The following is a 25,614-nucleotide window of genomic DNA, read 5'->3' on the forward strand; positions in this document are numbered from 1 at the left end:
TCGGATCGGCGAGACGGCGCCGCGCGGATTCAGGAGCCGGGGACCATCCAGGACAGCACCGTCGACTGGAGTCCGACGAGCAGACACATGGCGACGAGCATGCCCAGGGACCAGCCGATGACGCGGCGGAGGATCGAGGCCTCCTTGCCGAGCAGGCCGACAGCGGTGGCCGCGATGGTGAGGTTCTGCGGGCTGACCATCTTGCCGAGGACACCGCCTGAGCTGTTGGCACCGACGAGTAGCAGCGGGTTGAGCCCGGCTTCATGTGCGGCGGTCTGCTGCAGGGTCGCGAACAGTGCGTTCGCCGAGGTGTCCGAACCGGTCACAGCAGTGCCCAGCCAGCCGAGGATCGGCGAGAGGAAGGCGAAGAAGGCTCCGGTGCCGGCGATCCAGGTTCCGATGGTGATCGTCTGGCCCGAGAGGTTCATGACATAGGCCAGCGCGAGAACGGAGCCGACGGTGAGGATCGAGAACTTCATCTTCACGACGTTGACGATGAAGACATCGACGGCGTCCTTCGCCGACATCTTGTACACGATCGCGACGATGATGCCGGAGATGAGCAGCAGGGTGCCCGGGGAAGACAGCCATTGGAAGTTGTAGACCGTGCTCGTAGAGACTTCGCCAGCGGCGTTGAGGATGTTCCCATCCAGTCCGGGCCAGGGGATCTTCACATCGGTCGAGGCCAGCCAGTTGTTGAGTACCGGCACGAGTTTGGCCACGGAGAAGATGACGATGACGAGCAGATAGGGAAAGAGCGCGAGGAAGACGCGGGACCCGGTCAGCGGCGCGGTCTCCTTCTTCACATCGGTGGCAACGGCAGCAGAGGCACCGCCGGCATCGGGAGCATCGGCGCCTTCGTGTTCGCGCTCATCGGCCATGCGGTCGAGTGCGTCCTGACCGCCCTTCGGCTTCCAGAAGCGCAGCATGATGACGACGGCTGCGAGGCCGACGAGGGAGGCGATGATGTCGGTGAGTTCGACGGAGAGGAACGTGGCGGAGACCCACTGGGCGAGGCCGAAGGCGATGCCCACGACGAGGGCCAGCGGCCAGATCTGCTTCAGCCCGCGACGCCCGTCGACGAGCAGGACGAGGAAGAGCGGCACGACTGCGGCGAGGAACGGGGTCTGGTGACCGACCATGGCGCCGATGTCCTGGTAGTCGATTCCCGTCAGAGTGCCGGCGGTGATGATCGGGATGGCGATGGCGCCGAAGGCCACGGGGGCGGTGTTGGCAACGAGGACGACGACGGCAGCTCGCATAGCGGTGAAGCCGACGGCGACGAGCATGACACCGGTGATCGCCACCGGGGCGCCGAATCCGGCGAGCGCTTCGAGGAGGCCGCCGAAGCAGAAGGCGACGATGATGGCCTGAATGCGCGGGTCATCGGAGATGACGTTGATGACCAACCGCAGGTCCTCGAAGTGCCCCGAGCGCACGGTGAGCTCGTAGAGCCAGATCGCGGTGATGACGATCCACATGATCGGAAACAGTCCGAAGGCGAACCCCTGTGTCGCCGAGAGCGCGGCGAGTCCGACCGGCATTCCGTAGGCGGCGATCGCGACGATGAGAGCGACGCCGACGGCGGTCAGTCCGGCCCAGTGGGCCTTCCATTTGAGCGCGCCGAGGGTGACGAAGATCGTCAACAGCGGCAGGATCGCCAGCATGGACGTCCACAGCAGGCTGTCGGCCACCGGTGCGATTTCAGGTGTGTACATGGCTTCTCCAAATCGGCCGGGCCTGCCCACATCGGGTCCGTTCCCCTGTGAACGCGCTCCGAACTCGAACGATCAGAACTTTCAGTATGGCCTTTATGAGGTCAGACCATTAATCTGAGCATAGGACGAGGGTGTGATCTGCGTCAACTGTTTTCTTCCGGCGGCGGTTCCGGTCGCATCCCCACGAGCAGGACGACGAGCAACGAGAGGCATGACATGATGGCGCGGTGGAGACGACCATGAACGATGACACGAACGAGGTCCGCCCGGAACAGACCGGCAGCGCCGAGGCGGCCACCGGTCCCGAATGGAAACCCGTGAACCGGGCGAGCACCTATGAGCTCGTCATCGATGCCATCGAAGAGCAGATCATGACCGGCTCACTGGGCGTCGGAGATCCTCTGCCTGCCGAACGCGACCTGGCGACGAAGCTCGGCGTCAGTCGCGCCAGTGTGCGCGAAGCGCTGCGGGTGCTCGACAGCCTCGGCGTCGTTCGGTCATCTGGCGGGTCAGGTCGTGGTGCCGGCACGTTCATCGCCGCCATGCCCTCGGCCGCGCTCACTCGTTTCCTCCGCCTTCATGTTGCGCTCACGAACTTCAGCATCGATGACGTGACGGAGACGCGCATCCAGCTCGAACGCTCGAGCGCGATTCTCGCGGCGACCCGTGCCGATAAGGACGCACTGGCGGAGGTGAATGCGCAGCTGGCGATGATGGACACTCCCGGCATCAGTTTGGAGACCTTCAACGACGCAGACACCGCCTTCCACGTCGCCATCGCTCAGGCGGCTGGAAATCAGCTGTTCTCCGACCTCACCGGGGCCATCCGCACCTCTCTGCGGAAGTCGATCTTCTCCTCGTTCAGCCGCGTCGACGACCAGCAGGCGCTGATGGCGAAGCTGCAAGCCCAACACCACGGGATCATGGACGCCATCACCGCCGGTCGCGCCGAGGAGGCTGCGGCCCTGACCGAGGAACACATCCGCTTCGCCGCCTCACGCTTACCCGGCCTCTCCGACACCTAACCCACCCCAATTGCTACCTGACGGCGGCCCAGCAACCTCGCGCGAGGTTGCTGGGCCGATCCTTCTATGTCTGTCAAGCCGGCGTGGGAATTGTTTCTAGCCCGTTGAGAATCTTGAAAACTCGACGCGCGAGATACCATTTGAGCTTGCGCTTGAGTTCCCTCTTCGACTTCTTCGTCGGGTCCTCACCAAAGCGCTGGGCAACATAATCCCTGGTTCTCTCATCGTGGATCATCCGGTTCGTGATCACCGTGTGCAGGGCCCGGTTCAACTGCCGATCCCCACCCCTGTTCAACCGGTGTCGTTGCGTGTTGCCCGACGAAGCAGGGATCGGATTCGCCCCTGCCAGGGCTGCGAACGCAGCCGCGTTACGGACTCGTCCCGGATGCGACCAGGCGGTGAAGAACACCGCGGCAGTGAACGTACCGATCCCGGGTTCGGCCAGCAAGACTGCCGCCGGACTGGCCTCAACAAGTTCAGCGAGCTTGTCATGGTTGTCCTGCAGATCGTCATCAAGATCGAGGACGCGTTGAGCTAAACGGACCGCTTCGTCCCGGGACGTGGCCAGGCCGATGTCTTCCTTCCTCGACCGCCACTTCGAGATCTCGACGAACTGGGCATCGGTCAACGAGTTACGGGCATCAATTCCCAGAGCGACAGTGCGCACCAACGCGGTCAGGGAGTTGATCATCCGGGTCCGTTCGGTGGTCATCGCGTCCCGGGCTGCCAACAGCACGCGCAGGCCCTGGCGGACTCCTTCGCCTTGGCGTGGCCACCGCAGCTGGTCGGTGTGTAGCGCCAGCACGGACTTCGCGATCCGGTAGGAGTCGAGCTCATCGCTCTTACCCACGCCGTACCGGGCTTTGGCATCCATGCGTCCAGCTTCGACCACGGGGTATTCGGTCGTGGCGATATGACCGGTCAGCACCGCCCCGTAGGATGCGGTTCCTTCCACGACCCACAGGGTGTCGAGGTCACCTTTCGTCCACCGGCCGGCCCAGGTCAGGGCCCGTTTGATGCCGGCCCGAGATGTCGGGAAGCTGCCGGTAGCCACGAGGATGCCGGTGTTGGTGATGATCGTGTAGACGTGTTTTCTGGCGTGTGTATCGACGCCGATGAAGAAGTTGTATAAGTGCGCGACAATGGACATAGCGGTTCGAAGCTCCCTGTTTGACCGATAGGTTGTGCGGCCGCTTGCGGCCGGTACCGGTCCGGGATGAGGTCACTTCGGAACAACACTGTGATGAGTCACGCCCCGGCAAGGGGCGGACAGCCTTCTGATCAAGTTACCGAGGTGGGCCGAGTCGGTGCCGGCCGCACCACCCATGTGATCGGACAAATCGGCCCGAAGACACCACCAAAAGGGGGTGGGTCACCGCCAGGTTGAGTCACGATCACGGGGTGGAGAGGCCAGCACCTACTCTGCCAGCCGGTCCCAGACCAGCCACTACCAAGACTCACAGCCGTCAGGTAGCAATTGAGGGGTTTACTGGTCGTCGGAACGTTGGGCCACCTCGGCGGTTTCCGCTTCGATCCGCGCTTGGTTCTCGGCCCGTTTCTTGGCGCGCTTCTCCTCCTTATGTACCGCCCGGACCTCTTTGCGCCGTTCGACGAGGAGGTAGAGAGCGGGGACGAGGATGAGCGTGAGCACCGTCGACGAGGTGAGCCCGCCGATGACGACGATCGCCAGGGGCTGCGAGATGAACACTCCCCCACCGGTCAGCCCCAGCGACATCGGCACGAGGGCGAAGATCGTCGCGGCCGCGGTCATGAGGATCGGGCGCAGGCGCAGTCGGGTGCCGTGGACGATCGCGTCCATGAGGTCGAGCCCGTCCTCACGCAGCTTGTTGATGAGGTCGATGAGCACGATCGCGTTCGTCACGACGATGCCGATGAGCATGAGCAGACCGATGAGCGAGGGAATGCCCAATGGTGTGCCGGTCGCCAGCAGGAGCAGCACGGCTCCGGTCGCGGCGAACGGAATCGACACCAGCAGGATGAGCGGCTGGACGAAGCTGCGGAAGGTCGCGATCATCACGAGGAACACGAGCACGATCGCCACGGCCATCGCCAATCCGAGCTGACCGAAGGATTCCGCCTGCTCCTGACTGGCACCGCCGACGTCGAAGCTGACTCCGTCGGGCAGATCCATGGTCTCGGTCAGGTCAGTGGCCGCGGCGGTGACCGTTTCGAGCTGGCCGCTGGACGGGGTTGCGAACACGGTGACCTTCCGGTCGCCGTCGGCACGGTCGATCGTCGCCGGGGTCTCGGTCTTCTTCACCTCCGCGATCTCGTCGACGGTGATCGGCTCACCCTTGATGTCGGGGATGGCGGCCTGCTCATCGGCAAGCGCCTCTTCCTCCTCCTGGCTCTGTTCCTGTTCACGCTGGCCGTCGACGAGGTCGTCGATGGCGTCGTTGGCTTCCTTCAGTCCCTTCTCTGCCTGTTCGACCCCTTCGCGGGCCTGTTCCACCTGGTCGGCAGCCATGTCGCCCGGGCTCGGAGCCGGCGGCGGATTCTCGGCATCGCGCAGGGCCTTGCGGGCCTGTTCGAGCTGGTCGGCCGCGTTGTCACGAGCTTCACGGGCAGACTCAAGCTGCACGGCCGATTCGTCAGCGGCCTTGCGCTTGGCCTCCTCGGCGCGGGCATCGGTCTTCTCCTCGACCCGATCGGTCGCATCCTCCTGGGCGTTCTGCGTCTGCACCTCGGTGACGGGCAGTTCGAGAGCACGGATCTCGTCCGGGGTCGCATCCGGATGAGTCGGAGCGAGGGTGATGTCGCGCTCCTGGCCATTGAGGGTGATGGTGCCGGCCTCGACACCGTGGAGTGCGGCGGCGATGGCCTGCCCGACCTCAGCCTGGCTGAATCCGTAGTCGGCGGCTTTCTCCCGATCGACGTCGACCTCGATGACCGGCTGATCGGCGGCGAGGTCGTTGCGGGCGGACTGTACGCCGTCGGTGTCCGCCATCTTCTTCGTCACCTCGTCGGCAGCCTTTCGCAGCGCACCCAGGTCGGTGCCCGAAAGGGTGACCTCGACGTCCTCGCTGACGGAGCCGCCAGCGTCCTGGACGTCGATCTCGCCCGCGTCCTTCCCGAGGTCGTCGAGTTGGGTGCGGAGGCGGTTCGTCGCGACCTCGGCCTCGGAGTCTTCGGCCAGGGTGACGTTGAACTGGTTCTCCGCTCCGGATTCTGGGCCGTTGACCGTCGTCGAGTAGGTGTCGACGTCCGGATCATCGCCGAGCACGGCTTCCACGCGCTTCGCGGCCTTGTCACTGGCTTCGAGCGAAGCGCCGGCGGGGAGGGTCTGCGTGATGTACACGGAGTTCTGCCCGGCCGATCCGAGCAGGTCCGTCTTGAGGAAGGTCGCGCACATCATCGTGACAACGAAGATGACGACGGAGAAGGCGATGGTCCTCCAGGGGTGGTGCAGGGCCGAGATGATCGCCGGCAGGCTGCGCTGCTGGAGGCGATCGACTCGGCCGGAGGCCTCACCGTTTCCGGGTGCGGGAGCGACGACGGGTTCGACGGTCGCGTCCGGCAGCGGGTCCTTGCCCTTGGCCGCGCGTTTAGCGTTCTTCTTCTCGATCGCCTTCTGGCGGCGTTCGGCACGGGCCACCGAGCGGCGGTGCTGCTTGGCCGCCCACAGCTCATAGCTGCGGTCGGTGGCGGCTTGCCGTTTCGGCGAGAGCGGTTTGGGGCTGCGGCGCAGGACCCAGTAGCTGAACACGGGGACGATCGTCAGCGCCACGACGAGGGAGGCCAGCAGTGCCAAGGACACGGTGACGGAGAAGGGCCGGAACAGCTGTCCGGCGATGCCGTCGACGAACGCGATGGGCAGGAACACGGCGACGGTGGTCAGAGTCGAGGCGGTAATGGCACCGGCGACCTGCTTGACGCTGGCGACGATGTCTTCGACCGTCAGGTCGCTCGTGCCCTGGCGTCTCCGGATGTTCTCGATGACGACGATGGAGTCGTCGACGACGCGGCCGACGGCGATCGTCAGGGCGCCCAAAGTGAGGATGTTCAGCGTGTAGTCGCCGACCATGAGGCCGATCATCGCGATGAGCAGCGACATCGGGATCGAGATCGCGGCGACGATGGTCGAACGGAACGAGCCGAGGAAGGCGAGGATGACGAAGATCGCGAAGATCAGGCCGAGTCCGCCTTCGACGGAGAGGTCGTGGATCGACTTCTCGATCTCCGGAGCTTGATCGAAGATCGTCGAGAATTCCGTATCCTCGCCGAGCTTCGGACCGACCTTGTCGAGGGTGTCGGCGACCTTGTGGGAGACGTCGACGACATTGGCGTCCTGGTCTTTGGTCACCGACACAGTCACGGAATCCCTGCCGTCGGCGCGGGACAGGGAGGTCTTCTCGACCGAGTCGAGGTCGACGTCGGCGACCTCACCCAGCAGTACGGTGCCGTCCACGGTGCGCAGTGGCGTCTTCTCGATCTGCTCGACGGCGTCGACCTCAGTGCCGACCTCGACGGCCATCGACGTGTCGCCCTGTGAGCTCTGGCCAGCGGGAACGACAGTGCCGGCGGCTTCGAGCTCATCGGGCACGGAGGATTCGACGACGTTCTTCTCCGCCACGTCCTCGGGGCGGAAGGTGATGGAGACTCGCTGCTCGTCCTGGCCGGTGACCTCGACGTTCGAGACTCCGTCGAGAGCGCGGAGTTCGGGGACGAGGTCAGTCTCAAGACGGTCACCGAGGGTGGCGGAGTCTCCACCGGAGACGGCGAACATCGTCACCGGGACCTCATCCATCTGATACGACAGCACCTCGGCTTCCGCATCGGCGGGCAGGTCGGACTTCACTCCGTCGACGGCCGAGCGGACGGCGTCGGTCATCTCTTCGGAGTCCTTGCCGAAGGGCCAAGTCACCTCGGCGGTCATCATCCCCGACGATGTGGAGGTGGTCACCGATTCGAGCTCTCCGACCCCGTCGAGCGCGGTTTCGAGGGGCTTGGTCACAGTCTCCTCGATGACCTCCGGAGAAGCGCCGGGGACGGTGGCCTGCACCGAAGTGCCGGGCAGGTCGACCGAGGGCATCGTCTCCTGGTTGAGTGAGGTGGTCGCGACGATGCCGAAGACGGCGATCACGAGGGTGAGCAATCCGACGATGAGGCGGTTCTTCAGACTCATCCGGGTGATCAGGTGCACAGGGGTCCTCCGGGTTCGGGGGTGTGAGCAGGGCGCTCCAGTCAGTCTTCCAAGCGGATCGCCTCAGCGGATCGCCCAAAAGTAGGCAACGGTGTCCCCCAAAAGGATGAATTCTCACTGCTGTTCCCGGCAGGTCGATCACGGCCGTTCGGTGGGGCACGTTCCGACCCTAGAAGCGGTCACGGGTGCCCGGCACGGGAGTTGTCCCCCAGACCACCCTCAGGAAACACGGAGGAAAACCGGAGGATCCCCTCCTCTTACTACCTGACGGCGGCCCAGCAACCTGGCGCGAGGTTGCTGGGCCGCCGTCAGGTAGCAATTAGGTGTGGAGGCGGACGTGGTGGAGGAGGCGTTCGGAGCGGTCACTGTCTGATGCCGCGACATCCAGGCCTCCGGCGGCGTCGACGTTGAGGGCGGCGGTCAGAGTGGCTTCGGCCGCCTCGGTGTCGAAGTCCTCTCCGATGGCGACGAGGACGCTGTCGGCATCCGGCCGATCACCATTCCCCGCGCTTAAGGACGGCGTCTTCGGGACAGGTCGGGCCGCCTCCGCGACGTAGACGTTCGGACCCACAGCCTGCACATCGAAGCTGCGCCTGCGAGATCCCACAGCCGCGAGCACGGTGCCCTTCACGCGGTACACCCCGGGCGGGAGGTCTTCGACGAAATCCATCACCGCATCCGGATCGACAGGGCCGCTGCCGGTGACGGTCACGGACTGGGCGTGGCGGTGTGGCATGGATTCCGCATCGACCTCGTCGTCACCGATCTCGTCGACCGCCGCCTCGGCGTAGGCCTGACGCAGCAGTTCCCGGATCGGCAACTCAGGTTGGATCGGGTCATCACCGGCGTCGGAGCCGCCTCGGCGAAGGTCCTGCTCACCTTCGCCCGGATCGAATATGAGTGTGGGGTCGAGGCGGGCGTGGTGGGTGCCGATGACGATGACGCGCGGATTGCGTTCGTGGACGCGGGCGCGCACGGCCTCGACCGTGGTCCCACGGTCGGCCACCGGCACCTGGTCGAGCTTGTTGACCAGCACCAATGTCGTCGCGGCGAAACGCAGGGGCGGCAGGCTCGAGGTATCGATGGTGTCGAAGTACATGGTGGCGTCGACGACGTCGATGACCCCGCCGAGGTGGAATCGGTGGTGGCCCATGCGCGTGATCATGCGGGCCAGGGTCAGGGGCTCGGCGAATCCGCTGGCCTCGACGATGATTGCGTCGAGGCGCAGCTTGGGGTTCGTCATCGCCACGAGCGCGTCTTCGAGCTCGGAGTCATCGGTCAGGCAGCACACGCATCCGCCCGAGATCGACAGCGGTTCGTCGACCTGGCCGACGACGAGTCCGGCGTCGATGTTGAGGTCGCCGAAGTCGTTGACGATGACGCCGATGCGGGCGTCAGGGTGGCGCAGGAGGTGGTTGAGCAGGCTCGTCTTTCCGGCACCGAGGTAGCCGGTGAGCAGGATGACCGGGATCGCCGGTCTGCGGGTGGGGCCGCTCATTGCGCCTCCTCGGTGGTCGTGCTCGCTTTTCGTGCTCGGTGGCTCGACAGCGCGGGTTCCGCTGTGCGCGAGGGCCCCGTTCTCGGTACGGGGTCAATCGTAGAGGTGTGGGTGAACCGCCCGTTAATGGTAACGTGTTTCATTATTTCTCTCGCATATGCGCGTTCATGCATATGCCCCTGTGACGTCGACGATGAGTTCGACAGAGACGATAAGGGAGGACTCCCATGGCAGCTCCGCAGAAGAAGACGCGCAGCACCGCACAGAAGGCGCTCATCCGCTCTGCCCTTGAGACCGAGACCCGCTTCGTCTCCGCCAAACAGCTCCACCGCCGCCTCGAAGACGAAGGGGCCAGCGTCGGCCTCGCCACCGTCTACCGGCAGCTCAATGCGCTTGCACGCGGCGGCGATGCCGATACGATCACCATCGCCGAGACCCAGCTCTTCCGCGCCTGCGCGCAGACCGAGCACCATCACCATCTCGTCTGCGAGCGCTGCGGCACCGCCGTTGAGATCGACCCGCCGAGTGAGGACTGGATGCGTCAGATTGCGGCATCGAACGGCTTCGAGATCACACACCACGTCTTCGAGATCTTCGGCCTGTGCGCCGAATGTCGGGCGTCCGGCTGAGCGCAGCCGGAGCACCGCCCCGGCGTCAGGCTTAGACCGCTGGCGTCATCCGCGGTGCGCGGAGTCCCATGCGGGGAACTCGTCGTGATACTCCAGCCAGGCCATCGGACCCGCCAGAAGCTCAGCATCGGTGAGGACGGCGCGGTCGAGCGCTTCACACAGCCCCGCCTCGTCGAGGTCGAAGCCGATGAAGGCGAGATCCTGACCGAGCGCCAACAGCTCTGCACCGGGCAGCGGATCAGCGGTCAGCGGTGAGAACGTCAGCAGCGTGCCTGCCTGATCCCAATGCGCGGTCACATAGGGTCGGGAGGCAAGCTTCGCGAAGCCGGCCGAACGGACGATTCGCCCCCAGCAGTCTTCGCCGAGCGCCGCACTCAGCACTGCCTGCAGTCGCTGCGGGTGGAAGGGTCGCGCTTGTTCGAAACGGCAAGCGCGGACACCTCCCGACCGAGCCGGGGGCCGAAACTCCGAGTTGAGTATCGCCGTCCACCCCGCGGCGGGAGGTCGGTGCCCGAACTGCCAGCACACCGGCTCATGCACCGCGCCGTCGCGCAGGAGAAAGCGCTCGGCCTCCGGTGCCAGGTGCGCGATCAGCCCGACGGCCGCCTCGGCCCCGGCCGAGTCGGCAGCATCGGGCGCCAGCAGAGCAAGTGTCGAGGCGAATTCGATCTGCGCAACCAGGGCTCCGGCGCGCGCTTCCGAATCGAGATCGCTGCGCAGGCAGGCAAGGTCGAGCACGCAGACGAGGTCGGTGAGCACGGCTCGCGTGTCGGGATCACTCAGAGCTCCGATGATCTCCGCACAATCCGCGTCCTCCCCGTATTCGAGGACGAACCCGTGCACCCCGGATGTCATTCCGACCAGATCGACGAGGCGGTCGATCGCCTCGATGCCCTGTTCCGTCTGCTCCGCGGGCACGAAGACAAAACCGCGATCCCTGGCCAGACCCATCGCATAGCGCCTGCGCTCAGCCGCGCAGAGTCCGACGACGGCGATCGCTTCGATTCCGTCGACGATGGGACTCCGGCCGCGTTCGTCTGATCCCTGCATTCGCTTCCCTTCGCTGGAGAACATAGTATTATCTCTAATGATACTCATTCTCACTAAGGAGTCGCATCCATGAAGGTTCGTCGTTCGCTGCGTTCGCTGAAGTCACTGCCCGGTTCGCAGGTGGTCCGCCGCCGCGGCCGCGTCTACGTCATCAACAAGAAGAATCCTCGATTCAAGGCCCGTCAGGGCTGAGCCGGGTTCGAATCGCTTCGAGCTCGGCTGCAGTGTCGAAGTCGCTCACTACCTCCGGGTCCACAGCGACCGCGACCGGCTCGAGTCCCGCGAAGAGCAGCTTCACCGCCCCATCCGTCGGGTCGCCGATCTCCGTGAGACGGGCACGCAGCAGCCGAGTCGGCCAGGCCGCGCAGAGGAACTGCGTCTTCCCCCGATCGTCGGTGCCCGTGGCCGGACGTCCGGTGGCACGACACGCAGAGATGAGCTCACCGAGGTGGCCCGCCGTGATCAGCGGCATGTCCCCGGCCAGGACAAGGGTGACATCGGCCGTCTCGACCGGAAAGTCCGCCTCAGTCGGCATTGCCGCAACCGCGGCTGCGATCCCGGCCAAAGGGCCCGCGAACTCGGGTTCTTCCCGCACGACGCGGACGCTTTTCTGCTCCGCTTCCGAGAGCCCGTCTGCGGGTCCGGCCACCCACACCTCGGCGTCGGCTGCCGCACCGCGGATGCTCTGCAGGATCCGGGAGATCGTCGACCGTCCGTCGACCTCGACGCCGGGTTTGTGAACACCGTCGAAGCGTCGCGAACGACCGCCGGTGAGAATGATCGCGTTGACCGTCATGCCTCGATCGTACAGACCGCGAATACCGCACTCAGCACCTCGAGGACAACGAAATCCGCAGCCCATCCTCGGCGAATCGGCGCTACTCTGGGCAGGAACACACCCACATCGCGCACGCACCGTCGAGTGCCCGGAGGAAGATCATGTCGAAGTTCGATGTCGTCGAAGCGTCCATCGCCGATCTGCGAGCCGCCCTCGAGAACGGCCGCACCACCTCGGTGGAGCTCGTCGAGGCCTATCAGGACCGGATCGCCGCGTTCGACGGCCCCGACACCGACACGAAACTCAACTCCGTGATCGTGAAGAACCCGCAAGCCCTCACCGAGGCGGCCGCCTCCGACGAACGACGTGCAGCCGGTGAGACGCTCGGCCCCCTCGACGGAATTCCGTACACCGCGAAGGACAGCTATATGGTCGCGGGCCTCACCGTGGCCTCCGGATCCCCGGCCTTCGCCGACCTCGTGGCACAGAAAGATGCATTCACGATCGAACGGCTGCGCGCCGGCGGCGCCATCTGTTTGGGCCTGACGAACATGCCGCCGATGGCCAACGGCGGCATGCAGCGCGGACTCTATGGTCGGGCCGAAAGCCCGTACAACGCCGACTGGCTGACCAGCGCCTTCGCCTCCGGATCCTCGAACGGCTCGGGCACGGCCACGACGGCGAGCTTCGCAGCCTTCGGCCTCGGCGAGGAAACCTGGTCATCGGGCCGAGCCCCAGCGTCACACAATGCGCTCATCGCCTACACCCCCTCTCGCGGGGTCATCAGCGTCCGCGGAAACTGGCCGCTCGTGCCGACCATGGACGTCGTCGTCCCCCACACTCGCACGATGGCCGACCTGGCCGAGGTCCTCGACGTCATCGTCGCCGACGACGAGCAGACTCGCGGGGACTTCTGGCGCGTCCAGCCGTGGGTGGATATCCCGAAGGCGAGCGCGGTGCGCCCGGATTCCTATGCCGCACTGCTGCCGGAATCGGTCGCGGCGGCGCAATCGGTGTTGGCCGGCAAACGCCTCGGCGTGCCACGGATGTACATCAACGCCGATGACGAGGCCGGGACGAACCCGGACGGCGGTATCGGCGGGCCCACGGGACAGCGAGTCGAGACGCGCGCCTCGGTGATCGAGGCCTGGCAGGCGGCGCGAGCCGATCTCGAATCCGCAGGCGCCGAGGTCGTCGAGACCGACTTCCCGGTCGTGAGCAAATACGAGGGCGACCGGCCCGGTGCGCCGACGATCGCGACGCGGGGGCTCGTCACCGCCGCCTACCTCGATCGGGAGATCAACGACCTCTCGTCGTGGGGGTGGGATGATTTCCTCGTCGCGAACGGCGACCCGAAACTGAACACCCTCGCCGAGGTGGACGGAGCCTTGATCTTCCCCCACCCAGCCGGTGCGCTGCCGGATCGCTACGTCGGGTTCGACGATGACATCGCGACCTACCCGGAGCAGGTGCGCACGAATCGCTACGTCTCGGTCACGGAGATCCCGGAGCTCGAATCCGGTGTGCGCGGGCTCGAGGAGACCCGCCGGGTCGACCTCGAGGAATGGATGGACGAGCGGGGCCTCGATGCGGTGATCTTCCCGGCGATGGCCGATGTGGGACCATCGGACATGGACGTCAATGAAGCTTCCGCGGACCTGGGATGGCGCAACGGCACGTGGGTGGCCAACGGCAACCTCGTGCCCAGGCATCTGGGCATTCCCTCGGTGACGGTGCCGATGGGCACCATGTCCGATACCGGGATTCCCGTGGGCCTGACGATCGCCGGACGCGGCTGGGACGATTCGGCACTCATCGAGATCGCTGCGGCGTTCGAGGCGACCGGCGACCGTCGCCAGGTGCCGCCGCGGACTCCGCGGCTGTAGATCGTCAGCGCCCGGAGGTGAGTTCGCGCTTTCGCCTGGAGGCGTCACGCAGCTGCATCCATCCGGCGAGGATGAACCAGATGAGGAACGGGTAGGACGCGGCTCTCTCGACGATGCCGACGGGCAGGTTCCAGGTCTCGGGAGCAGCCAAGAACAGTGCTCCGGCGAGACCGAACGCGCCCAGTCCGAGCGTGAGCCCGCCGAATTCGACGGGACCGATCCAGCGCTTCTCGGGCCAATGAGTCAAGGCGATGCCTGCGGCGAGCAGACCGAGATTCTGGATTCCGGATCCGCCGAAACCGAAGACAGCATGCAGAGTCGGATCGATATCGGCGGGGACCATCCCGGTTCCGGCCAACAGCATTCCGCCGGCGGCGAGTAGGAAGGATCCGCACCTGCCCCAGCGACTCGGGGCGATCCAGTCGTGCCAGATGAAGGCGATGATCGCGAGCATCGATCCGGCGATGATGGAAACACCGTTGACGAAGGGATGGGCCGGTGAGCAGACCTCGATCGGGGTTCCGACGTCTCCCCAGTCCCCGCATCCGGTCATCCCCAGATGGCTGATGGGCTGCTGAGTGAACGAATAGCCGCCTTCGGACATCAGTGCCGCGGGAATCTCGATGAGGATCGTGGCCATGCTGGCAAGCACGGCGAGGAGTGCCCATACCCGCTCGGGTTTGGGCGAAACGCGGATGGTGCCCGAACCGGCCACCTCTGCTCCTCCGTACGGCGACATCGGATGTTGTTCACGCTATCACTGCGCCTGCCTGAAACCTTCTGGTGAACCAGTCCGACCCCTGGCGTGTCGAGGCACAACAGTGGAAAAGTATTGACCATGGTCGATTACACGGTTCTCGCCGAACGCGCTTTCACCCTTCTGCAGGGACATCACCAGGACGAACCTCTCGTGCTGCCGACTGTCTGGGATGCCTGGTCGGCTCGTGCGATGGTCGACGTCGGTTTCAACGCTCTGAGCGTCGGGTCGCACCCACTCGCCGATTCGCTCGGCCACGGCGACGGTGAGCAGATGACGCTCGAGCAGGCGCTCGAGGGTATCTCGCGGATCACCTCCGCGGTGGATGTTCCCGTCACCGCGGATCTCGAATCCGGATACGACACCCCCGCTCCCGAGCTCGTCGCCGGTCTCCTCGAGGCCGGAGCGGTCGGTGTGAATATCGAGGACACGGTGCACAGTCGCGGCAGCATGCGCAGTCCCGAGGAGCATGCCGAATACATCTGGAGTCTGCGCCAAGCGGCCGAGGCTCAAAGGGTCCACGTCGTCATCAACGCCCGGACAGATGTGTTCAAATATCCCGGCGACTTCGAGGATCCCACCGCCGAGGTGGTTCGACGTCTGCGTCTGTGCACCGACGCCGGCGCGGACTCCGTCTACCCCGTCCGCCTGCCCGATGTGGGCACACTCAAGTCGATCCTCGCGCAGATCACTCTGCCGCTCAATGTCACCGCGCACCCGATCAAGGGCGCGGTGCCCGAAGAACTCGACCTCTCACAGCTCGCTGAGCTCGGGGTCGGGCGCGTGACCTTCGGTCCGCTTCTGCAGGCGGCGCTGACCGACTGCTTCGCGGATTTCACGCGCGCTTGGCAGTAGGGTCATCCCCCTGCCGTCGGCACTATTCACTGCAACTCACCTCCACCCATCACAAGAGGAGACGCAATGCCTGCCAACCCCCGCGAAGGCCAGCCGATCTGGATCGACTATGTCTGCCAGGACTTCGAGGCCGCCCAGAACTTCTACAATCAGCTCTTCGGCTGGGAATTCACCGACATGGGTGAGGACTTCGGCCACTACAACATGATCACGAAGGACGGAGGCAACGTCGGCGGCGCCATGCGAGCCATGAACATGGACGGCACCCCGAGTCCGGAGATGCCCACGGCTTGGTCGACCTACCTGCACACTGGGAACATCGCCGGAGTCCACCAGGCAGCGTTGGGTGCCGGTGCTGCGGACGTCGTCGGACCCATGCCCGTCGGCCCGCTCGGCCAGATGGCCGTCGTCGTCGATCCGACGGGTTCGCCCATCGGCATGTGGCAGCCCGGCGAGTTCTCCGGCTTCGATACTCCGCTCTCACCGGGAACTCCCGTGTGGTTCGAACTCATGACGACGAACTACCAGGCAGCGAATGATTTCTATGCCAAGGTCTTCTCATTCGACATCACTCCGATGGAGGGCTTCCCGTACTCGACGCACGGCGACGGCGACGATGCCGTGGCCGGAATCTGTGACGCCAGCGAATGGGCACAGAATTCCTATTGGCGCACCTACTTCAACGTCGAAGACGCCGATGCTGCGGCAGCGAAGGTGACCGAGCTCGGCGGCAAGGTGCTCGCCGGTCCGGAAGACTCCCCGTACGGACGCATCGTCACGGTCACCGATCCGGAAGGCGCGACGTTCCAGCTCCAGCAGAATCTGTGACCGTCAGCCTCGCCGAGGCGGCCCGGCACTGTTCTGGTCGACTGCCCTTCGGCAGTCGCTGATCCGGCTGTGACTGACACCGATCGTTTTGCACCGCTGCGGCGACGATTCCTCAGCCTGGGGCTCGGGGAGATCGTCGCCGCGGCGGTCTTCGCTGTCGTTCCGACGCGGCTCGCTTTTGTCGCGACCGATCGAGCCGAAGCAGCGCTATAGGCAGCGCTGTCCCCGCTGCTCTTCATCCTCGTCCAGGCCGGAATCTACTGGCTGATCGCTCGGCATCATCTGCCGGCCCCGATTCCAAGACCGGTCGCTCGAATCTATCGGTTTCTGCGCGTCATCAATCCGCTGGTGCTTCTCACCTCACTCATCGGCATCGTCGTCGCTTGGCCCGGCTTTTCGCTCAGCGCGGTTCTCATCATCGTCATCTGGCAGTTCGCTGCCGCCGAATACATCAACTATTTCCATGTCCGACTCTCCTACCCGTGGTCGAAGTGGACAGTGAAGGTCGGCCGCCGGTCAACTCCGCGCCTGGTCAGAGACCTGCAGAGGAGTTAGAGCTACCGCTGTAAGTCATCCAGCACGCTTGATGGTGAGCTTTGAAATCATGCGGTCGCTGAATAGTCTCAGAATGAACATCGCGACAGTCTCTGTATTTATGGCATCTTCATTCGCCGACGTTTAAGCTCGAAACCAACAAGCCGACGGCCGAGAGCGTCGCACGACTGGAAGTCAAAGAGAGCGGATCCATTTGGACATCAGCACGGAACTGAACGGCAGGATCGAATACATAGTAATTCCAGCGATTCAGAAGCTGCTTACTGATGCCGAATTCGAACAACTTACTATCGAATCTGAGGGGTCTAGGCTCGATCGATTCGTAGCGTCTATTCAGGCATGCGGAGAGACTCTCAGCGTCATCGTTTCAGATTCCTATATGTACGAAAACATGGATGAGGCGCGAGATCGATTCTTCGAAGATCTTCGAGATGAAATATCGGAGACCGAGTTCGGCTGGGGTCAGCTCCGGGACGGCTCGTCGAACTGACCTCAGGCCCGGAGTGCAAGGGCGAACGGCAGCACCGAGGTGGCTCCTGCCCGCCGCAGCAATCGTGCACAGACCGTCATCGTCCACCGCGAGACGACCTCGTCGTCGACCAGCAACACTGACTTCCCGGCCACTGCCTCCTCGACTTCCGGAGGAACAACGAAGGCCTCATAGAGGTCTTTGACGCGGAAAGCACTGTTGACATCAGGGGTGCCGTGATCGCCTACCTGGAGCAGTTCCCCGCCGTCCACGAGTCGGCCGGCCGCGGCGAGATTCGCGGCCAGAGACCGCACCGTCACTGGACGGCGATTGCTCGGGATCGATACGACCACCTCGGGGCGGGTGTTCCAGTCCCACTGCCCGAGCACTTCGAGGCACCATTTGCCGATCTGGCCGGGCACCTCGGCGTCGGGAGCATCGGGGGCGAGGAACGATCGCAGGCTCTGCCCCTGTCCGAGGTCGGAGAGGCGGGCGATGGCGCGTCCTTCCTCGGCGAGATCTTCGGCGGGGATCCGACCCTTGAGCGGAACCCCGATGTTGGCCAATCCACTAGGCCAGGTACTGCGCGGTTCGATGGGCAGGCCGATCTTGTGCAGGTTCCCGGCCGCCGCTTGGCGCTGTTCGTCGGAGATCTCGGCAGAGAACCACACTCCCGCACAGTTGTCGCAGCGGCCGCAGAGTTTCGGGTCGGGATCGTCGAGCTGACGGATGAGGAACTCCATCCGACACTGCCCGGTCGCCTCATAATCGAGCATGGCCTGGGCCTCTTCGGCTCGGACGGCCGCGACCTTCTCATAGCGTTCCCGGTCGTAGGTCCAGCCCAACCCGGTCGAGACGTACCCGCCTTTGACCTTCGACACCGCGTCTTCGACTTCGAGGGTCTTGAGCAGCAGGTTGAGACGGGAGCGTTTGGTTCCGACCAAAGTTTCCAAGCGGGCCACGGACAGGGGGCCGTCCGCCTCGGCGAGGGCTGCGAGCACGGCGTTCGCATCGTCCTGATTGGGCATCGATGCAGTCGCAAAGTACTCCCAGATCTGTTCGTCTTCCGCTCCGGGCAACAGCAGGACATCGGCGGAGTCTGTGGCGCGGCCGGCTCGGCCGACCTGCTGGTAGTAAGCCACGGCTGAGGAGGGCGCGCCGATGTGGATGACGAATCCGAGGTCCGGTTTGTCGAATCCCATGCCCAGCGCCGAGGTGGCCACCAGCGCCTTGATCCGATTGTCCTTGAGCTGCTGCTCGAGTTCCGCGCGTTCTTCGGCATCGGTCCGGCCCGTATAGGCGCGGACCTCGTGGCCTTGTTCGCGCAGCATTCGGGTGATGTCCTCGGCAGCGGAGACGGTGAGCGTGTAGACGATTCCGGACCCGGTGAAGTCGTTGAGATGGGAGGCCAGCCAGGCGATGCGGGAGCTGGCGTCGAGCCCTGGGAGGACGCCGAGGCGCAGGGAATCTCGGGCGAGTTCACCGCGGACGACTGTGGTGTCGTCGCCGAGCTGTTCGGCGACGTCGGTGACGACGCGGGAGTTCGCTGTCGCCGTCGTCGCGAGTACCGGGGTGTCACGTGGCAGTTCGGACAGAATCCGGCCGATGCGGCGGTAGTCGGGGCGGAAATCGTGGCCCCAATCGGAGATGCAGTGGGCTTCGTCGACGACGATGAGTCCGAGGAAGGCCAGCAGTTGGGGCAGCACTTCGTCGCGGAACTGCGGATTGTTCAGCCGTTCCGGGGAGACGAGGAGGACGTCGAGACTGCCGGCCTTGAGGTCCTCGAGCACGGAATCCCATTCGGTGACGTTCGAGGAGTTGAGACTGGCGGCACGGACTCCGGCACGTTCGGCCGCGGCGATCTGGTCGCGCATGAGCGCCAGCAGCGGGGAGATGATGAGACTCGGCCCGGTGCCCGAGGCCCGGAGCATCCGAGTGGCCACGAAGTACACCGCTGACTTGCCCCACCCGGTGCGCTGGACGACGAGGACGCGTTTCTTCGCCTGCACGAGGTCGCGGATGGACTCGAGCTGGCCATCGCGGAACTGCGCGTTCGGGTTCGCGGTGAGCTCGGCCAGGATCCGCTGCGCCTCGATCGCGAAATCGTCAGGGGCGCCGGGTGAGCCTGCAACCGGTGGGGATGTCGGGGTGGATTCCGTCATGGGGCCAGTCTAGGTGGAGGGTGTGACACGGCAGGCCCATCCCCCAGTTGGCCTGGGCAAAGCATGTCCTTCACTTTGCCTTTGCTGCGGCTCCTCAGCGCAGCGCCAGCTCGATGCCCAGGGTGGCGAGCACTCCGAAGAGGACGCCCCAGAGGATGATCGAGATGACCTGCCAGAAGGCTACGACATTGCGGTTCGCACCGAAGCCGACCATCGCTGACGAGGTGATCTGCGAGGGCAGGAGCGTCTGGCCGAGCAGCGAGACTCCCGGCACGCCGAATTTGTCGAACATGCGCTTGAGCCGCTGTCGTTTCGGCTTCTCCTCGACCTCTTTGTTCTTCGTCGCCTTGTCGCGGATGGCACCGGCCCCATAGACGAAGGCGAGCATTGAGATGACGTTGCCGATGATGGCCATGAGGATGGCGACCACGGGGTGGAGTCCGATCGCGACGCCGATGACAGCGCCGAAATACGACTCGACGAAAGGGATGGCCGAGACGAGCAGAATGCCCGCCCACTGCAGCCAGTCGGGGATGTTTCCGGCGAATTCCTGCAGACTGTCGACCATGAGGGCTCTCTCTTCTTCCGTTCGGGTCCTCTGGTCGGGTCAGCACACTGTTCCTGCCGCGCCGTTTCAACGCTTTGGCACACCGTACTAGTACAACGTACTATACACTGAGTTGAAGCATCGTTGTCAATGAAGCGAGGAGTCACGGTTGTCGAAGCGAGACGAGATCGTCGCCGCAGCCATCCGCCTGGCTGAGGGGTCGCAGCCTGGGCACGCGAACCTCAGTGTGCGCGCCGTGGCCAAGGAAGCAGGGGTCGGACCATCGACTCTGCGCCACTACTTCCCCACCCAGGCAGACCTCCACGAAGCAGTCGCTCGGCGCTCCATCGACACCGTCGTCAAGGACTTCTCCATCGCTGATGCGAACCGCGACCCGGCCGACCGGCTCTATGAGTGCTGCGCTCAGTTCCTGCCGACTCATGAGCATCGAGATGTGCAGCTCGAAACCTGGTTCTCCATGCACTTGCATGCCCTTGGAGCGGAGAAGCGGGCAGTGTCCCGGCGCCTCCTCGAACACGGTCACCGTGTCACCTATGACAGCCTGCATCGCTGGCTGAATCTGCTCGCCGAGGAGGGGCATCTCGACCCGACTGAGGTGGCGCCGACCGCCACAGCACTCTTCACCACCGTCGACGGCATCGCCCTGCACTCGATCATCTCTCCCGAGACCATGACCGTCGACGCCGCACATGAGCAGGTCAAGTGGACGATCAGCAAGCTCCTCAGCTCCTGAGCGGATCAACAGAGGGCAGTTCAGCTCCGCCCCCGAATCACCGCATGACGGCGGCCGCGCGACGCAGTGCGTCGGTCAGTCGGGAGAGCTTGTCCGAGGCCAGAGTCCAGTGGTGCCAGTACAGCGGCACGTCGATATGCGGCTCCGCGCCGATCTCGACGAGGTCGGCTTCGAGACCGTCGAGCTGCATAACCGGCACCATCCCCCACCCGAGGCCTGCCTCCACGGCGGCCGCGAACTCCGCTGAGCCCGGCACGACCGACATCGGGGGCCGGCCCTCGACTCCGCAGCGCCTGAGGAACTCGAACTGCAGATCGTCGTCCTGTCCGAAATTCACCATCGGCAGTCTGGTCAGATCCGCCTCGGTGCCGGTGGAATGCCGATCGAACAGGAAGCGTTCGGCCACGGCGGTGTAGCGCATCGCCCCGAGCTCGGCGACCGTTGTCCCGTATCCGCCGGTCGCGGTCGAGGTGATCGTGCCGAGCACTTCTCCCGAGGCCAAGAGCGGCAGCGCCTTGTCCTGATCGACCATCTCGATGCGGACGACGACATCGTCCCAGCCGGCCGCCTCGGCGAAGATCGGGCGGAACCACGTCGCCATCGAATCGGCATTCACCCCCACCCGGAGCACCGTAGGCTCACGACCCCGGTCACCGGATCCGCCCGCCCCGAGGGAGTCGGCGTCGATGCCGTGCAGCCGGTCGAGCGCCTCGGACTCGAGCAGCTCAACTTGCCGAGCGTAGCGGAGGATCGCCTGCCCCGCCTCGGTGACGGTGATCGGGTTCGTTCGTCGGATGAGCACCTGCCCGAGGCGGGACTCGAGTGTGCGGATGCGCTGACTCGCCGCAGAGGCGGTGATGCCGAGAACGAAGGCCGCTCCCTCGACGGTGCCTTCGTCGACAGCGGCGGCGAGCGCCTTGACGTGATCGATGTTCATGAAGCAATTGTGCATCAGATGCATATTCTGTTGTTTTTCTTCTGAACTATCGGTCTCTACTGTTGAGTCCGTGTTCACTCATCTCGTCACCGGACTCCTCACCGGCAGGTCCCTCATCATCGCCGTCGGCCCGCAGAACGCACTCCTGCTGCGGCAGGGGATCCGGCGCGAGCACCTCGGCGTCGTCGTCACCATCTGCATCGTCGCCGACGTGCTGCTCATCGCAGCGGGCACGGTGGGGATCGGGGCGATCGTTCTGCTCGCGCCGTGGGCGCTCGAAGTCCTGCGCTGGCTGGGCGTGGCCTACCTGCTGTGGTTCGCGTGGACGAGCCTGAAATCGGCGCGTGAAGCCACCGGGCTGAAGGCGGACACTCATCAGCGGTCCCTCAAGTCCATCATCGTCACCACTCTGGCGCTGACGTTCCTCAACCCCGGCGTCTACATCGACACCGTCGTCATGCTCGGCAATCTCGCGAATCAGCAGGGTTCGGACGGGGTGTGGCCGTTCACATTCGGGGCAATGCTCGGCTCGATCAGCTGGTTCCTCGTCATCGGCTACGGCGCCCGTGGGCTCTCCCGTTACTTGGGGCGGCCGCGAGTCTGGCAGGTCCTCGACGTCATCATCGCCGTCGTGCTCGTGCTGCTGGCCGCGCGGCTGGCGCTGGGATAGCAGGGAAGTCGCCGCGGTGGGAGCTGGGGCTCGGGTCGGCATGCAGACGGAGGCTCCGCGGTCGTGTCGGAGCCGAGCGATACCGTCGCAGACATGGATCCCCGCATCGACCTGCCACTGCGTTCTGTGGCCGAGCATGCCCTGTCTCCTCCGAAGCTGAGTCCCTGGCTGCGTGATCTGCCGGCCGTTCGCGACGTTCTGTCCGGCTTCGAGTTCGATCGGACGACCGTCTTCGTCGGCGAGAACGGCTCGGGCAAGTCGACCATCATCGAGGCCATCGCCACGGCTCTTGACCTCCCGCACGGCGGCGGCTCCGGTTTGGAGGTGCGCGATCACGTCGAGGCGCCTCCCGAGCTGAGTGAACACCTGCAGATCGTGCGCGGAGCGACAACGAATCGCAGCGGCTTCTTCCTTCGCGCCGAGACGATGCACGAGAACATGGCCTATCTCATGAGCGTCGGTTCGATGCGCGGCCATCACTATGCGCAGCGCTCGCACGGCGAGATGTTCGTCGACATGCTCACAAGCCGTTTCATGGAGCTAGGACTGTGGATCCTTGACGAGCCGGAGAGCGCGCTGTCGTTCACGGCCTCGCTGACTCTTCTGCAGCTCATCCGCGAACGCCAGCGGAAGGGCCTGCAGACCGTCATGGCCACCCACTCCCCCATCCTCGCCCGGGCCGACAACGCGAAGATCGTCGAGGTCGGCGACTGGGGACTGCGCGAATCCGCGTGGGAGGACCTCGACATGGTCGATCACTGGCGCCGTTTCCTCCACGACCCGCAGCGATACCTGCGCTACCTCGACGACTGAGCCGCCGCCTACGCCCGCAACGCCAGAGGCGACCCACTCCTTACTCTGCTGACACGCGCAGTTTGCACCCGGGAGACCCCCCAAACACCTCGGCGATGGTTGCTTGATCACCTCCCAACTGGATTTCGCTGGATTGTTTGGTCGATCCACGGCGTTTCGCCCAGCGAAAACACCGTGGATCGACCAAACAAATGCGCCGACAGCGTCTGGCATCCGCAACGGGCCACGCCCGCGCTGCGACACCCGCGCTGCGATCAGGCCTGTAAGTCCGCAGCAGCCCTGTGTCCCGCAACAACTCTGCAGCCCGCACCCCAAGGCACGACACTGCAACCGGCCCGGCCTACAGCTGCAGGCTCGGGTGGAGCTGAGTGAGCGTGACCATACGCTTGCGGCTGCAGACCACGGTTGTGGCGACCAGACAGATTGCAGTCATCAGCAGCAGCACCACTGCCGCCTGCGCGGCGATGAACATGTCACCACCGGCAACCAGTGTGCGCAGACCGCTGACCGCGTGCGTCATCGGCAGGAACGGCGAGATGATCTGGAAGATCTTCGGCGCCGTCTCCACCGGATAGGTTCCGCCTGCCGATGCGATCTGCAGCATCAGCAGAACCAGGGCAATCAGCCTGCCGACACCACCCAAGGCCGCGACACACAATTGGTGCACGGAGTGGAAACAGGCCGCCACGAGCATCGAGAACAGCAGCGTCCACAACCACGAACCGGCCGAGAAGTCCAAGGTGAAGGCGAGGATCGCATAGAGGACCGCGACTTGGGCGATGCCGAACAGCAGCCCGGGAACGTAGCCGGCCCATGCGATGCGCGACGAGGTGGCCGATGAGAACAGTGCTCGGTATGGGATGGCGTTGAGCACCATGTAGGTGATCATTCCGCCGATCCACAGAGCCAGGGAGACGAAGAACGCAGACAGTCCTTCGCCATAGGCATCGACGGCGTTGTCCTTGACCTTGTCTGCATCGACGGGAACCGCCACGACATCCGAACGGTTCTCCCGGTCCTTCTTGTCGTAGGTCGGGATCTGTTCGAGTCCTTTCTCCAACCCGTCGGCGAGTTCTCCGGAGCCGTCATCAAGCTTGCCCGCACCCTTATCGAGTTCGGTTGACCCGTCGACGAGCTGCTCCGATCCGTCCTTGAGATCACCGGCTCCGTCCTTGGCCTTCGCCGTGCCGTCCTTGAGCTGGACGGCCCCGTCATGCAGGTCACCGGCACCCTTGGCGAGCTTGCCCGCTCCGGCGTCGAGCTTGATCAGTCCGGAGTGGAGGTCATCGGCACCGGTCGCGACCTTCTGCGCTCCGTCGTCGAGCTGACCGATCTTCTTATCGGCCGTGCGGATCTTGTCCATCACGCCGTCGACCGCGTCGGTCAGCTTGTCCTCGAGGCTCTTGGCTTCATCTTTGGCATCGGAGGCGCGCTGGTGTGCGGAATCGAGGTCCTCGCCGAGGCCGTTGGCATCCTCGGCGAGTTTCTTGACGTTCGGGTCGTCCGGATAGTCCTCCTGCAGCTGCTTGATCCGGTCGTCCATGTCCCCGCGCACGGTGGTGCGGGCGTCGTCGAAGTCCCCTTCGGCGCGCTCGAGCTTCGGTCGCGCTCCGTCGACGACGTCATCGGCCTTGCGTTTGACGTCCTCGGCTTTCTTCGTCGCCTCATCGGCGGTATCTCGCAGCTCTGAGGTGCCGTCGGCGACCTGCCCGGCACCGTCGGCGAGTTTCTTCGAGCCGTTCTTCGCTTCGGTGGTGGATTTCGCCAGGGTATCGGCCCCGTCGGCGAGGTCGCCGCTGCCCTTCTTCAGCTCGCCCGCACCCTTATCGAGGTCGATGAGCCCGGTCTGCAGCGTTCCGATTCCTTTGTCGAGCTTCGTCGTCCCGTCCACGAGCTCTCCGGTGCCGTCGTGGAGTTGGCCTGCTCCGTCGTGCAGGTCGGACGCACCGTTTGCAGCTTTCTCCGTCTCCGAATGGATGTCGTTGAATCCGAGATAGACCTGGTTGACGTACTCGGCGGTCGTCGTCTTGCTCAGTCCGCCCTTGATCTCGGAGAGGATGGTCCCGGCCACCTGTCCGACGATGAAGTTGTGGGCGTCGTCGGTGCGCAGCCGCAGCCCTGCCTGCTGCGGATCGTCACCTCCGGTCGACACGAGCATCTCGGAGAAGTCCGAGGGGATCTCGAGGACCGCGAAGTATTTCCCTTCGGCCAGTCCCTCGTCGGCTTCCTCTTGGCTGGTCTCCTGCCAGTCGAATCCGCCTTCGCCCTTCGGCGTGATCTCGTCGACGAGTTCCTGACCGGCGTTGAGCTTCTCTCCGTCCGAGTCGGGCTTCTCCGCGCCGGTATCCTCGTTGACGATTGCCGCCTGCAGCTTGTCGAGGTGCTCGGTCGGGTTCCAGTTCGAGGCCAGGTACAGCCCGCCGTAGATCGACGGGATGACGATGATGACGATCATCGCCAAGCGCGTGATCGTGTGGCGTTTGAATCGTGAGAGTTCTAACCAGGGCAGGGAGAACATT

General features: G+C 64.7%; 22 protein-coding genes. 11 read left to right on the forward strand and 11 right to left on the reverse strand.

All coding sequences use genetic code 11. The annotated features are described in order from the left end of the window. Nucleotides 1-29: 29 nt before the first annotated feature. A complete protein-coding gene (locus ACVZTU_RS16045) occupies nt 30-1,718 on the reverse strand; it encodes an L-lactate permease (RefSeq protein WP_259357297.1) in 1,689 nt (562 codons plus the stop codon). Between the two features lie 239 nt (nt 1,719-1,957). Between ACVZTU_RS16045 and ACVZTU_RS16050 the strand changes: the two genes are divergently transcribed. Further along, nucleotides 1,958-2,743 carry a FadR/GntR family transcriptional regulator gene (locus tag ACVZTU_RS16050; protein ID WP_482400830.1) on the forward strand — a complete coding sequence of 262 codons (786 nt, stop codon included), beginning with the start codon at nt 1,958-1,960 and terminating at the stop codon, nt 2,741-2,743. A 73-nt stretch (nt 2,744-2,816) separates the two neighbouring features. Here the strand turns inward: ACVZTU_RS16050 and ACVZTU_RS16055 are convergent, their stop codons facing one another. The 3 genes from ACVZTU_RS16055 to ACVZTU_RS16065 form a co-directional block, all read right to left on the reverse strand. Then, entirely contained in the window at nt 2,817-3,893 is a 1,077-nt protein-coding gene (locus ACVZTU_RS16055) for an IS110 family RNA-guided transposase (protein WP_139470449.1), read from the reverse strand. Between the two features lie 336 nt (nt 3,894-4,229). Then, a complete protein-coding gene (locus ACVZTU_RS16060) occupies nt 4,230-7,889 on the reverse strand; it encodes an efflux RND transporter permease subunit (RefSeq protein ID WP_482401760.1) in 3,660 nt (1,219 codons plus the stop codon). Nucleotides 7,890-8,226: 337 nt separating this feature from the next. Next, complete coding sequence (locus ACVZTU_RS16065; protein WP_139467919.1) at nt 8,227-9,405, reverse strand: CobW family GTP-binding protein; 1,179 nt, start codon at nt 9,403-9,405, stop codon at nt 8,227-8,229. A gap of 227 nt (nt 9,406-9,632) precedes the next feature. Here ACVZTU_RS16065 and ACVZTU_RS16070 point away from each other — a divergent pair, with 227 nt between their 5' ends. Beyond that, complete coding sequence (locus ACVZTU_RS16070; protein WP_139467918.1) at nt 9,633-10,034, forward strand: Fur family transcriptional regulator; 402 nt, start codon at nt 9,633-9,635, stop codon at nt 10,032-10,034. Nucleotides 10,035-10,079: 45 nt separating this feature from the next. Here the strand turns inward: ACVZTU_RS16070 and ACVZTU_RS16075 are convergent, their stop codons facing one another. Beyond that, nucleotides 10,080-11,084, reverse strand: a complete 1,005-nt coding sequence (locus ACVZTU_RS16075; RefSeq protein WP_482400831.1) for a GTP-binding protein — start codon at nt 11,082-11,084, stop codon at nt 10,080-10,082. A gap of 69 nt (nt 11,085-11,153) precedes the next feature. Between ACVZTU_RS16075 and ykgO the strand changes: the two genes are divergently transcribed. Beyond that, the gene (gene ykgO / locus ACVZTU_RS16080; protein WP_139467916.1) at nt 11,154-11,276 is read left to right on the forward strand and encodes a type B 50S ribosomal protein L36; all 123 of its coding nucleotides are present in this window, start codon (nt 11,154-11,156) and stop codon (nt 11,274-11,276) included. On the opposite strand, the gene mobA is transcribed toward ykgO, so the two are convergent. Next, the gene (gene mobA, locus ACVZTU_RS16085) at nt 11,257-11,880 is read right to left on the reverse strand and encodes a molybdenum cofactor guanylyltransferase (RefSeq protein WP_482400832.1); all 624 of its coding nucleotides are present in this window, start codon (nt 11,878-11,880) and stop codon (nt 11,257-11,259) included. The genes ykgO and mobA overlap by 20 nt on opposite strands. Before the next feature lie 143 nt (nt 11,881-12,023). Between mobA and ACVZTU_RS16090 the strand changes: the two genes are divergently transcribed. After that, nucleotides 12,024-13,748, forward strand: a complete 1,725-nt coding sequence (locus ACVZTU_RS16090; protein WP_482400833.1) for an amidase — start codon at nt 12,024-12,026, stop codon at nt 13,746-13,748. A 4-nt stretch (nt 13,749-13,752) separates the two neighbouring features. On the opposite strand, the gene ACVZTU_RS16095 is transcribed toward ACVZTU_RS16090, so the two are convergent. After that, the gene (locus tag ACVZTU_RS16095) at nt 13,753-14,487 is read right to left on the reverse strand and encodes a DUF998 domain-containing protein (RefSeq protein ID WP_181272224.1); all 735 of its coding nucleotides are present in this window, start codon (nt 14,485-14,487) and stop codon (nt 13,753-13,755) included. Between the two features lie 99 nt (nt 14,488-14,586). On the opposite strand from ACVZTU_RS16095, the gene ACVZTU_RS16100 reads away from it, so the two are divergent. From ACVZTU_RS16100 to ACVZTU_RS16115, 4 genes are all read left to right on the forward strand, one after another. Next, complete coding sequence (locus tag ACVZTU_RS16100) at nt 14,587-15,360, forward strand: isocitrate lyase/PEP mutase family protein (RefSeq protein ID WP_482400834.1); 774 nt, start codon at nt 14,587-14,589, stop codon at nt 15,358-15,360. 66 nt (nt 15,361-15,426) lie between these two features. Further along, entirely contained in the window at nt 15,427-16,188 is a 762-nt protein-coding gene (locus ACVZTU_RS16105) for a VOC family protein (protein WP_181272222.1), read from the forward strand. A gap of 348 nt (nt 16,189-16,536) precedes the next feature. After that, nucleotides 16,537-16,743, forward strand: a complete 207-nt coding sequence (locus ACVZTU_RS16110; protein ID WP_219922496.1) for a hypothetical protein — start codon at nt 16,537-16,539, stop codon at nt 16,741-16,743. A gap of 193 nt (nt 16,744-16,936) precedes the next feature. Then, nucleotides 16,937-17,233, forward strand: coding sequence for a hypothetical protein (locus ACVZTU_RS16115; protein WP_181272221.1), 297 nt, complete (start codon nt 16,937-16,939; stop codon nt 17,231-17,233). Nucleotides 17,234-17,235: 2 nt separating this feature from the next. On the opposite strand, the gene ACVZTU_RS16120 is transcribed toward ACVZTU_RS16115, so the two are convergent. After that, nucleotides 17,236-19,374, reverse strand: coding sequence for a RecQ family ATP-dependent DNA helicase (locus tag ACVZTU_RS16120; RefSeq protein WP_181272220.1), 2,139 nt, complete (start codon nt 19,372-19,374; stop codon nt 17,236-17,238). A 94-nt stretch (nt 19,375-19,468) separates the two neighbouring features. Continuing rightward, nucleotides 19,469-19,942: a hypothetical protein gene (locus ACVZTU_RS16125; RefSeq protein ID WP_482400835.1), complete on the reverse strand. Its 474-nt coding sequence runs from the start codon at nt 19,940-19,942 to the stop codon at nt 19,469-19,471. A 148-nt stretch (nt 19,943-20,090) separates the two neighbouring features. On the opposite strand from ACVZTU_RS16125, the gene ACVZTU_RS16130 reads away from it, so the two are divergent. Then, a complete protein-coding gene (locus ACVZTU_RS16130) occupies nt 20,091-20,675 on the forward strand; it encodes a TetR/AcrR family transcriptional regulator (protein ID WP_139909196.1) in 585 nt (194 codons plus the stop codon). A gap of 37 nt (nt 20,676-20,712) precedes the next feature. Here the strand turns inward: ACVZTU_RS16130 and ACVZTU_RS16135 are convergent, their stop codons facing one another. Continuing rightward, complete coding sequence (locus ACVZTU_RS16135) at nt 20,713-21,612, reverse strand: ArgP/LysG family DNA-binding transcriptional regulator (protein ID WP_458311604.1); 900 nt, start codon at nt 21,610-21,612, stop codon at nt 20,713-20,715. Nucleotides 21,613-21,682: 70 nt separating this feature from the next. Between ACVZTU_RS16135 and ACVZTU_RS16140 the strand changes: the two genes are divergently transcribed. Together ACVZTU_RS16140 and ACVZTU_RS16145 are read left to right on the forward strand one after the other, a co-directional pair. Continuing rightward, nucleotides 21,683-22,282: a LysE/ArgO family amino acid transporter gene (locus ACVZTU_RS16140; RefSeq protein ID WP_482400836.1), complete on the forward strand. Its 600-nt coding sequence runs from the start codon at nt 21,683-21,685 to the stop codon at nt 22,280-22,282. A gap of 93 nt (nt 22,283-22,375) precedes the next feature. After that, on the forward strand, nt 22,376-23,095 hold the full coding sequence (locus tag ACVZTU_RS16145; RefSeq protein ID WP_482400837.1) for an AAA family ATPase: 720 nt from the start codon (nt 22,376-22,378) through the stop codon (nt 23,093-23,095). A gap of 340 nt (nt 23,096-23,435) precedes the next feature. Here the strand turns inward: ACVZTU_RS16145 and ACVZTU_RS16150 are convergent, their stop codons facing one another. Further along, nucleotides 23,436-25,613 (reverse strand): YhgE/Pip domain-containing protein, encoded by a 2,178-nt coding sequence (locus ACVZTU_RS16150; protein ID WP_139467903.1) that lies wholly within the window; start codon nt 25,611-25,613, stop codon nt 23,436-23,438. Nucleotide 25,614: the final 1 nt, after the last annotated feature.

The sequence above is a fragment of the Brevibacterium sp. OS20 genome (assembly GCF_056837565.1).

Excerpts from the sequence above, each read along its gene's own strand:
- ACVZTU_RS16095 (WP_181272224.1), bottom strand. The coding sequence starts at position 14,487 with ATGTCGCCGTACGGAGGAGCAGAGGTGGCCGGTTCGGGCACCATCCGC.
- ACVZTU_RS16055 (WP_139470449.1), bottom strand. The coding sequence starts at position 3,893 with ATGTCCATTGTCGCGCACTTATACAACTTCTTCATCGGCGTCGATACA.
- ACVZTU_RS16045 (WP_259357297.1), bottom strand. The coding sequence starts at position 1,718 with ATGTACACACCTGAAATCGCACCGGTGGCCGACAGCCTGCTGTGGACG.
- ACVZTU_RS16100 (WP_482400834.1), top strand. The coding sequence starts at position 14,587 with ATGGTCGATTACACGGTTCTCGCCGAACGCGCTTTCACCCTTCTGCAG.
- ACVZTU_RS16120 (WP_181272220.1), bottom strand. The coding sequence starts at position 19,374 with ATGACGGAATCCACCCCGACATCCCCACCGGTTGCAGGCTCACCCGGC.
- ykgO (WP_139467916.1), top strand. The coding sequence starts at position 11,154 with ATGAAGGTTCGTCGTTCGCTGCGTTCGCTGAAGTCACTGCCCGGTTCG.
- ACVZTU_RS16145 (WP_482400837.1), top strand. The coding sequence starts at position 22,376 with ATGGATCCCCGCATCGACCTGCCACTGCGTTCTGTGGCCGAGCATGCC.
- ACVZTU_RS16075 (WP_482400831.1), bottom strand. The coding sequence starts at position 11,084 with ATGCAGGGATCAGACGAACGCGGCCGGAGTCCCATCGTCGACGGAATC.
- ACVZTU_RS16065 (WP_139467919.1), bottom strand. The coding sequence starts at position 9,405 with ATGAGCGGCCCCACCCGCAGACCGGCGATCCCGGTCATCCTGCTCACC.
- ACVZTU_RS16105 (WP_181272222.1), top strand. The coding sequence starts at position 15,427 with ATGCCTGCCAACCCCCGCGAAGGCCAGCCGATCTGGATCGACTATGTC.
- ACVZTU_RS16135 (WP_458311604.1), bottom strand. The coding sequence starts at position 21,612 with ATGAACATCGATCACGTCAAGGCGCTCGCCGCCGCTGTCGACGAAGGC.
- ACVZTU_RS16070 (WP_139467918.1), top strand. The coding sequence starts at position 9,633 with ATGGCAGCTCCGCAGAAGAAGACGCGCAGCACCGCACAGAAGGCGCTC.
- ACVZTU_RS16050 (WP_482400830.1), top strand. The coding sequence starts at position 1,958 with ATGAACGATGACACGAACGAGGTCCGCCCGGAACAGACCGGCAGCGCC.
- ACVZTU_RS16090 (WP_482400833.1), top strand. The coding sequence starts at position 12,024 with ATGTCGAAGTTCGATGTCGTCGAAGCGTCCATCGCCGATCTGCGAGCC.
- ACVZTU_RS16060 (WP_482401760.1), bottom strand. The coding sequence starts at position 7,889 with ATGAGTCTGAAGAACCGCCTCATCGTCGGATTGCTCACCCTCGTGATC.
- ACVZTU_RS16125 (WP_482400835.1), bottom strand. The coding sequence starts at position 19,942 with ATGGTCGACAGTCTGCAGGAATTCGCCGGAAACATCCCCGACTGGCTG.
- ACVZTU_RS16150 (WP_139467903.1), bottom strand. The coding sequence starts at position 25,613 with ATGTTCTCCCTGCCCTGGTTAGAACTCTCACGATTCAAACGCCACACG.
- mobA (WP_482400832.1), bottom strand. The coding sequence starts at position 11,880 with ATGACGGTCAACGCGATCATTCTCACCGGCGGTCGTTCGCGACGCTTC.